The organism is uncultured Duncaniella sp., assembly GCF_910578445.1.
Taxonomy (GTDB): domain Bacteria; phylum Bacteroidota; class Bacteroidia; order Bacteroidales; family Muribaculaceae; genus Duncaniella.
The window spans coordinates 84,044-92,391 of the sequence record NZ_CAJTQC010000010.1 but is presented as its reverse complement, the minus strand read 5'-3'; the positions used below and the strand labels follow the sequence as shown (position 1 = coordinate 92,391).

Here is an 8,348-nt window from a genome sequence, read left to right as displayed (position 1 = left end):
AATGCAAGAAAAAAGAGTTGGGCTGTCGCTTGGCGCGAAGCTCAACTCTTTGGTATTCTTTGTATTAATCCTTTTGTATGGGCTTAATATTCCTCCTCGTTGAATAGGAAATCTTCTTTCTGGGGGTAGTCGGGCCAGATGTCTTCGATACATTCGTAGGTATCGCCTTCATCTTCGATTTCCTGAAGGTTTTCGATCACTTCCATCGGTGCGCCGGAACGCATGGCGTAGTCTATGAGTTCTTCCTTGGTGGCGGGCCAGGGTGCGTCTTCGAGTTTTGATGCCAATTCAAGTGTCCAATACATGGTGGTAATGTGTTAGATAAGTGTATATTGTTGATATTTTTATGTTCCCACGTTTTTTGTGGGCGCAAAGGTAGTCATTTTCTATATATATACAATCGAATTCAATAGGTGATTTGTTAAATCTTCTAAACAATTGGCTACGGCAGGCTTTTTGATAAATAATTCTTATCTTTGCAGTCCGATTTTAACGGCCTATAGCTGATTGTCCAAATTAAAAACCAATATTTCACGTATGGTTAAGTTTCTACGCTACCTTGCTCCCCTAATTCTGTCCATTTTTGTAAATCCAGTAGCCTCTCATGCCGCTTCTGACGATATGACATCAGTACCCCGTATAAAGGAAGGCCCTGATACGCTTGAAATCGGTGAAGTGACTATTACCTCCATCAAACAAGCCCGTTCGCTCCTCCGACAGCCGGTGTCTGTGACCACCTTGCGACAGGATGAACTTGAGAGACTGAACGTCGGTGGCATTAAGGGTGTCTCTGATATAGTGCCTAATTTTTTCATGCCTGAATATGGTTCGCGAATGACATCCTCGATATATGTTCGTGGCATAGGTGCGAGAATCGACCAGCCTGCTGTCGGATTGAATGTCGACAATGTGCCGTATCTCAACAAGGATGCCTACGATTTCGATATGCAGGACATCCAGCGTATCGAAGTCCTCCGCGGACCGCAGTCGACGCTCTATGGCCGAAACACCATCGCCGGCCTCATAAATGTGACTACTCTTTCTCCGTTGCACTATCAGGGTGTACGTGCGATGGCCGAAGGGGCTACACACAATAATTATAGGCTCGGATTATCTTACTACGGTTTGCTTGCACCTCGGCTCGGCATGTCGGTGAGTGCATGCGGTTCTTTCCGTGGCGGATATTTCAGAAACAGCTATAATGGCGACAAGGCCGACCGCGAACGCCTCGGTTCTTTCCGTTGGAAGACCGCATGGCGCCCGGCCGATAATCTCCTGATTGAAAACGTCGCTTCCTATGGACATACCCGTCAGAACGGCTATCCGTATTTTTTTGAGGATACGGATGAAATCAATTATAATGATACATGCTTCTATAAGCGCACGACATTTACCGACGGTCTGACTGTCAATTGGAGCACACCGTATTTCACCTTGGCTTCGATTACAGGTTTTCAGTATGTGAACGACAATCTGACGCTCGATCAGGATTTCCTTCCCGAAAGCTATTTCACCCTGACCCAGAAGCAGCATGACCGCAGTGTGACTCAAGACATCGTCCTGCGCGGAGCGAAGGGCGGCTATAGCTGGCTGGCAGGAGTGTTCGGGTTTTATAAGTATGCCAATATGAACGCACCTGTCAACTTCGGCAAGGATGGCATTGATAATCTTATATTAGGCAATGTGAACAATATGCTTCCTCCCGGAATGGCTCTCCGATGGGATCAGGATAATCTTTTTCTCGGTTCGGAGTTCACGATGCCTGTGAAAGGTGTGGCCGTGTATCATCAGAGCACATATGACTGGCGGAATTTCTCGTTTGCGCTTGGTCTGCGTCTCGACTACGAGCACACTGCCCTTAAATATCGTAGCCACAGCTCGTCGTCGTGCACGATGTATCGTGGCAACAGGCCGCTCGGATCGGTCAGTGTCGACATTGACGACTCCGACCGTCTTTCGCAGCACTTTTCCCAGCTTCTGCCAAAATTCAGCATCACTTACAACCTTCCGCATTCAGCAATCTTCGCGTCGGTCTCTAAGGGCTATAAGGCAGGAGGATTCAACACGCAGATGTTTTCCGAATTCCTCCAGCAGCGTCTGAAGCAGGAAATGATGGGAAATATGGGTGGCGGACAGGGCGGCCGTCCGCAGACGGTGGCCGAGGGGGGAGCTGACCTCGTCGCCGGACTGGTCAATTACCATCCTGAAGTGTCGTGGAACTATGAAATCGGAGGCCACTTCAGCGTTGACCAAGGACGTGTCTACTCGTCTTTTGCCCTTTTCATGATTGATTGCCGCAATCAGCAGCTCACAATGTTCCCGAAAGGCACAACAACCGGGCGCATAATGGTCAACGCCGAGCGTACGCGCAGCACAGGCGGCGAATTCACTCTTGGCTATAATCCGACTCCGCGCTGGGCATTTAACCTCGCTTATGGATATACGCATGCAGTCTTCCGCCGATTTTCCTATAACGGTAGCGAATACAAGGGCAATCATGTTCCTTATGCTCCGTCAAACACCCTTTACCTGTCGGCGACCTATCGTCAGCCTGTAAAATCGTCACTGTTGAAGAGCATAGGATTCACGGCTGATATGCGTGGAACAGGTGAGATATATTGGGATGAGGCCAATGAATACCGACAGCCGTTCTATGCGGAAATGGGTGCGAATATCAGATTTGAGCTCCTGTGCGGTAGTCTCGACTTGTGGGGAAAGAATCTGACCGATACACGGTTTTCAACCTTCCGCTATGAATCGATGTCAAACAGCTTCTTCCAGCGCGGACTCCCGGTGAGAGGAGGATTGACTTTGCGACTTGATTTCAGGTCGTTATAACGATTTTCATTTATTTATAAGGATAAGTTAACCAAAACTTGCGGTTTTTTAACTAAACAGCTATATTTGCGCTATAATAAGCGGACATAAGTTGCGTTTATAAATAACTGTCTTTATTAGACAGCGATATAGCTCCATATAATTCAAAAGATAATAACTCCACAAACTATGAAGAAGTACCTTCTTTCGCTTGGCGTTCTCATAAGCGCCGCTCTTTCGCTCACTTCTTGTCTCGGTTCAGGTAACGGCGAGCAGAAATATACATTTTCCTACGGCCCGTCGGATTGCTTTAACCGTGTCGTGGATAATGAAGCAGGCACAACCTACATTGGGCTGAACCCGGCATATAATATTGTATTTAATATGACTTCAGCTCAGGCTGACATTGACATATCAAATCTCAAGTTCAGTTCGTCCAACTCCGGAATTACTCTCCGTCTGCCATCGTTGCCTCTAAAGCAGGATCCTCAGGATGCTTTCTATACTGCATCGGGGATGTATCTCACACCTGTTGGCCAGACTTCTTCCTTTGTGTTTGACAGTTTCAATTTCCGTGCTTATCCTTTCCGTTCGATTCCCGCCTACATTATCAATTATACTGTTAACAGCCGCTATGATGTGACAGTCTATCCGACTTTGCCGACTTATGTAGGTGCGGTTTCTGCGACCAATCTTGAACCTGAGGAGGGCAAAAATCCGGTGTTCAATCTCAATCCCGATGGAGAGGCATACTATCAGCTTCTTATTAATCCTGAGAATATGACCGCAATGTTCCATGTGGCCAACGCAAAGTTTGCCGACGGTATGTCACGCTATAGCTTTGCAACCAAAGGACTTAAGGTTGAGCTGACATCCGAAGGATATCGTGTTGCGACTGAGGCCGGAAAAGAGTATAACATCTATTCTCCCCAGTCTGTATCTTCTGACACAGCTACCCCGATACCCGGATGTACGATCAGTGACCTAAGAGTAAACGCCGTTCTCTCGACCGGTGCGTCAATCTCATTCACCTGTGATCTCGGTGATATGGGCAAGTATTCAGTCAATGCAATATTGCGCTATCTCATCTATAATACAGAAAATACAGATAAGCAGTAATTTCTTCGAAGGAATTCGTTAATATACATATACAGCGAAGGCAGTCCGCATGAAGGACTGCCTTCGCTGTATATATGATTTGCGGTTATACCTTTGTGCTACAATCCATATTGGTCGAGGGCCGAACGCAGGGCGTCTGTTACCATTGCCCTGAGCTCGGGTGGAGATATGACCTTTACGTCAGGGCCGAGCGACAGAATTTCCTGCACAAAATCCGGTGTCAGTCGCAATCGGTAGTGGAAATCGGAAAACGAATCGTGGATTTCCTCACGTTGTGAATGATGTAGCGGAAGAGCTCTGATGTATTTGGCCCGTCGGGTATTTGCACGTATCACCACATCGTGTGGATTTGCGTGAGTGAATACGATACCGAATGAATCTTTGACGAAATTCTCGGCATCGAAGTCGGGAGCGATTGTGAACTTCTCGCTGCCGATAGCCACGTCTTCCATTCGGTCAAGGGCATAGGTCTTGATTATCTTGTCGCGTATATTCAGACCGGTGACATACCAACGCTGTTTGAATATTTTCAGGAAATACGGCTCGATTACGACATCGCGTGTCGGGTTGACACGTGTATAGGGCCTGTATGTAAAATGTAGCTGTAGCTTTTCGCGTAATGCCGAAATCACCTGCGACAGATACAGTCGCGCGGAGGGGACATCCTCAAGGAAAATACGTTCGGATACATCCCTTACCGATGAAAGCACGTTGCTCATGGCAGCCGAATTGAGCAGCCAGTCTGTGACGCTTGCCTGATGCGAGTCGCCGGAGTCGATATAATACTCATAGGTGGTCGGGTTATACTCTATGTTTATGTTGAACAGCTCCTCGATAGCGGTTCGGTAGTTATAGAAAGTCCTTCTTGGCAATGGATTTCCGTCGGAGTAGGGCGAGAGCATCCAAAGCTCGTTGAGTTTTTCGCGTGTGATCGCACCATAGCGTCTGATGGTGTCGATGAGCCAGATGTAGCGGGCGAGTAGGTTGCGTGACATGTCGGCGGTGGTTTTATTGGATTTCCGTCAGTTGAGTCTGCGGGGGAAAAGGAATATTATGGACAGTGCAATCATGGCAGCGAGCGCCCACGGATAATATAGATAGGGGAAAGGAGCGGCCGGTGAGATTCCTGCAAGCGATGTGGCAAGCAATGTCTGTGCGCCATATGGGATGAGACACTGGATTACGCATGAGGCCGAGTCGAGCAGTGAGGCGCTTTTTCTCGGGTCTATGCCGTAGCGTTCGGCAATGTCGCGTGAAATTCCGCCCACTGTGATGATGGCCACAGTATTGTTGGCGGTGCAAAGGTTCACAATCCCGACGAGCAGTGCAAGTATGGCCTGCGCTCCACGTCTGCCTGATATACGTGATGTCAGTCCCTGAAGCAGAAACTGTATTCCTCCGGCAGCCTTGATGAGCCCCAACATTCCGGCGGCGAGGAGTGTGATGATGATGAGGTCGCCCATGCCGTCGATGCCGGCTCCTGCAAATGACGCCATGTCAATGAGGGAAATTCCGTTTATCATGCCCATGATGATGGCAGAGAGTATGCCCAACGACAGGACTATGGTGACGTTTATGCCTGCAATTGCAGTTGCCAGCACCACGATGTAGGGCAGAATCAGCATGTAGTCGCTTTCCTGCGCAAGCTGTATCGGAGGAGTATCCTGCCCCATGACTATGTAGGCTATAAGTGTGACGATTGCGGCCGGTAGCGCTATCCAGAGATTGGCTTTGAATTTGTCGGCCATATTGCATCCCTGCGAGCGGGTGGCGGCAATGGTTGTGTCGGAAATGAATGACAGATTGTCGCCGAAAAACGCACCACCGAGCACGACTGCCACATAGAAGGCTGTATTGGCTTCGGCCATCTGCGCGATTTCAACCGCAAGAGGTGTGAGCGCCACGACTGTCCCGACCGATGTCCCGACCGACAGCGAGATGAAGCAGGCTGCAAAAAACATGGTCGGGATAACGAATTCCGGGGGAAAGAAGCGCAGTGTGAGATTGACCGTAGCGTCGATAGCCCCGATTTCTTTTGCAATTGTGGCAAAAGCCCCTGCGAGTACGAACACCCATATCATATAAAGGATGTTGAAATGGCCTGCCGCACGTGAGAATGTCTCGATGCGTTCCATCAGAGGCCGTCCGCGATAGATTGCCACAGCCCACATTGATGCAACGACAAGGGCCACGGCGATGGGCATCTTATAGAAATCATTGAGTATGATCGATACCATCACGTAAAGAAACAGAAATACGATGACTGGTGACAGTGCAAGCCATCCGCGTCCCGGGGGGATGCGGCGGTCTGTGTCGATGGTCGGTTTTTCAATCATAAGTGGGGAGGTGTGATGTTTTACTTAGTTGATGAATCTCCTGTGGAGTGGTTGCAAAGGTAATATAATTCTCAACAGCTCTGAGCGAAAGACATAAAAAAAACGCCCCTTTGATTAAAGGAACGCGGCATTGGTTGTTTACTCGGCAGCCTTTTTGGGGCTTACTTTTCAGCGTGGCTTTTCGCTTCGTTGAGATAGAGTTCTGCCCGTGCGATGCAATAGTTGGCAGTGCGAAATGCGTTGGCGGCTTTTTTGAATAAGTTGGTCATAATAAACAGTGAATTTAATAAAACCTTAGTGATTGTTGCTTTCTCTTAAGTAACGCTGCAAAGTTACAAAATGTTTTTAAATTATGTTGTATAACATATAAAAATTTAAACATATTTTTTCTATGTCGCGTGGGCGGTTTGCGTAATAGGCTTATAGATAGCGATATATGTGATTGTGGCGTTCCAACGGTGATTCGGCTGATTTAGAACGGCATTTTATCGACGGTCCGTCCCCAGTTTCCACGGTCGAGATTGCGGTATGACAGCGCTTCTTGGATATGATGTGTTAGAATCGGGGCATTTACTGCATCTGCTGTAGGGAGCGAAGAGTCGAGTCCGTATTCCAGATCGGCTATTGTCCTTGCAACTTTGAGTATGCGGTCATAGGCACGGGCGCTCATGTCAAGACGTGTCATTGCCTCGCGCAATGTTTCAAGTCCTTTTCTGTCAATGGAGGCATATTTCCGAAGAAGTCGTGACGACATCTGGGCATTGCAGTGTATGCCTTTCTCTGCGGCAAAACGCAGTGCCTGAATTTCGCGTGCTCTGACCACCCTTGCTTTCATTGCTTCGCTCTTTTCGCCTTCGCGGGCTGAGGACAGCTCGTCGAAAGCGACAGGATAGATTTCTATCTGCAGGTCGATGCGGTCAAGGAGCGGACCGCTGATTTTGTTAAGGTATTTCTGCACGATTGGCTGAGAGCATATGCATTCTTTGGTCGGATGGTTGTAGTAACCGCAGGGACACGGGTTCATTGATGCGACGAGCATGAAACCGGCCGGATAGTCAATGGTATATTTCGCTCTGGAGATTGTGATGTGGCGGTCTTCGAGGGGCTGTCGCATTACTTCGAGCACCTGACGGGAAAATTCCGGGAACTCATCAAGGAAAAGCACCCCGTTGTGGGCAAGCGATATTTCGCCCGGAGCGGGATTTACGCCTCCACCGACGAGTGCGACCGGAGATATCGTGTGGTGTGGCGAGCGGTAGGGACGTGATGTCATCAGCCTTGATCCGCTACGAAGTTTTCCTGCCACAGAGTGTATTTTGGTCGTTTCGAGAGCCTCGGATAATGTCAGCGGCGGGAGAATGGTCGGAATGCGTTTGGCCATCATTGATTTTCCTGCTCCCGGAGGCCCGATCATGAGGATGTTGTGCCCTCCGGCACAGGCTACCTCAAATGCTCGTTTCACATTTTCCTGTCCCTTCACTTCTGAAAAGTCACAGTCGAATATATCAGCGGCACGTGCAAACTCCTCGCGTGTGTTGACCCTGACGGGGACTGGAGTGCTCTTCCCGGTGACAAATTCAATCACTTCCCTGAGTGTCGACATGCCATATACCTCAATATTATTTACAACCGCTGCCTCTGTAGCGTTGGCGACAGGGACAATCATGCCTTTGAACCCCATTTCGCGGGCTTTGATGGCCATTGGCAGCACACCCTTTATGGGGAGTATCGATCCGTCGAGGGACAGTTCGCCCATAATCATGAACGAATCAAGAGGGATGGCCGGGCTCAGCTGCTCGCAGGCCGCAAGGATGCCGATTGCAATCGGGAGGTCGTAGGCTGCCCCCTCCTTTTTAACGTCGGCAGGCGAGAGGTTGACAACAATCCGCCGGCGAGGCCACTTGTAGCCTGACTGGCTGACAGCCGACAGCACACGCTGGTAGCTTTCCTTGACGGCTGTGTCGGCCATCCCTACCAGTGAAAACTGGATTCCTGTTTCGGCTACCGCTTCGATGGTTATCACCAATGCGTCGATTCCTTGGACGGCAGCGCCAGATGTCTTGATCAACATGGTAT

The 8,348-nt window shown here is 49.1% G+C and carries 6 protein-coding genes; 2 read left to right on the top strand and 4 right to left on the bottom strand.

The genetic code is table 11. The features are described 5' to 3' along the window. Nucleotides 1-83 precede the first annotated feature (83 nt). Nucleotides 84-305, bottom strand: coding sequence for a DUF2795 domain-containing protein (locus QZ311_RS06190; RefSeq protein ID WP_123613708.1), 222 nt, complete (start codon nt 303-305; stop codon nt 84-86). 316 nt (nt 306-621) lie between these two features. On the opposite strand from QZ311_RS06190, the gene QZ311_RS06185 reads away from it, so the two are divergent. Together QZ311_RS06185 and QZ311_RS06180 are read left to right on the top strand one after the other, a co-directional pair. After that, the gene (locus QZ311_RS06185) at nt 622-2,838 is read left to right on the top strand and encodes a TonB-dependent receptor (protein ID WP_297065493.1); all 2,217 of its coding nucleotides are present in this window, start codon (nt 622-624) and stop codon (nt 2,836-2,838) included. A 168-nt stretch (nt 2,839-3,006) separates the two neighbouring features. Further along, the gene (locus QZ311_RS06180) at nt 3,007-3,936 is read left to right on the top strand and encodes a hypothetical protein (protein ID WP_297065490.1); all 930 of its coding nucleotides are present in this window, start codon (nt 3,007-3,009) and stop codon (nt 3,934-3,936) included. A 98-nt stretch (nt 3,937-4,034) separates the two neighbouring features. Here QZ311_RS06180 and QZ311_RS06175 read toward each other — a convergent pair whose 3' ends face one another. The 3 genes from QZ311_RS06175 to QZ311_RS06165 form a co-directional block, all read right to left on the bottom strand. After that, nucleotides 4,035-4,931 carry a WYL domain-containing protein gene (locus QZ311_RS06175; protein WP_297065488.1) on the bottom strand — a complete coding sequence of 299 codons (897 nt, stop codon included), beginning with the start codon at nt 4,929-4,931 and terminating at the stop codon, nt 4,035-4,037. Between the two features lie 27 nt (nt 4,932-4,958). Then, the gene (locus QZ311_RS06170) at nt 4,959-6,272 is read right to left on the bottom strand and encodes a Na+/H+ antiporter NhaC family protein (RefSeq protein ID WP_297065485.1); all 1,314 of its coding nucleotides are present in this window, start codon (nt 6,270-6,272) and stop codon (nt 4,959-4,961) included. Nucleotides 6,273-6,744: 472 nt separating this feature from the next. Then, a complete protein-coding gene (locus QZ311_RS06165; protein ID WP_297065483.1) occupies nt 6,745-8,343 on the bottom strand; it encodes a YifB family Mg chelatase-like AAA ATPase in 1,599 nt (532 codons plus the stop codon). Nucleotides 8,344-8,348: the final 5 nt, after the last annotated feature.

Coding starts and splice junctions, on each gene's coding strand:
- QZ311_RS06190 (WP_123613708.1), bottom strand. CDS start 305: ATGTATTGGACACTTGAATTGGCATCAAAACTCGAAGACGCACCCTGG.
- QZ311_RS06185 (WP_297065493.1), top strand. CDS start 622: ATGACATCAGTACCCCGTATAAAGGAAGGCCCTGATACGCTTGAAATC.
- QZ311_RS06180 (WP_297065490.1), top strand. CDS start 3,007: ATGAAGAAGTACCTTCTTTCGCTTGGCGTTCTCATAAGCGCCGCTCTT.
- QZ311_RS06175 (WP_297065488.1), bottom strand. CDS start 4,931: ATGTCACGCAACCTACTCGCCCGCTACATCTGGCTCATCGACACCATC.
- QZ311_RS06170 (WP_297065485.1), bottom strand. CDS start 6,272: ATGATTGAAAAACCGACCATCGACACAGACCGCCGCATCCCCCCGGGA.
- QZ311_RS06165 (WP_297065483.1), bottom strand. CDS start 8,343: ATGTTGATCAAGACATCTGGCGCTGCCGTCCAAGGAATCGACGCATTG.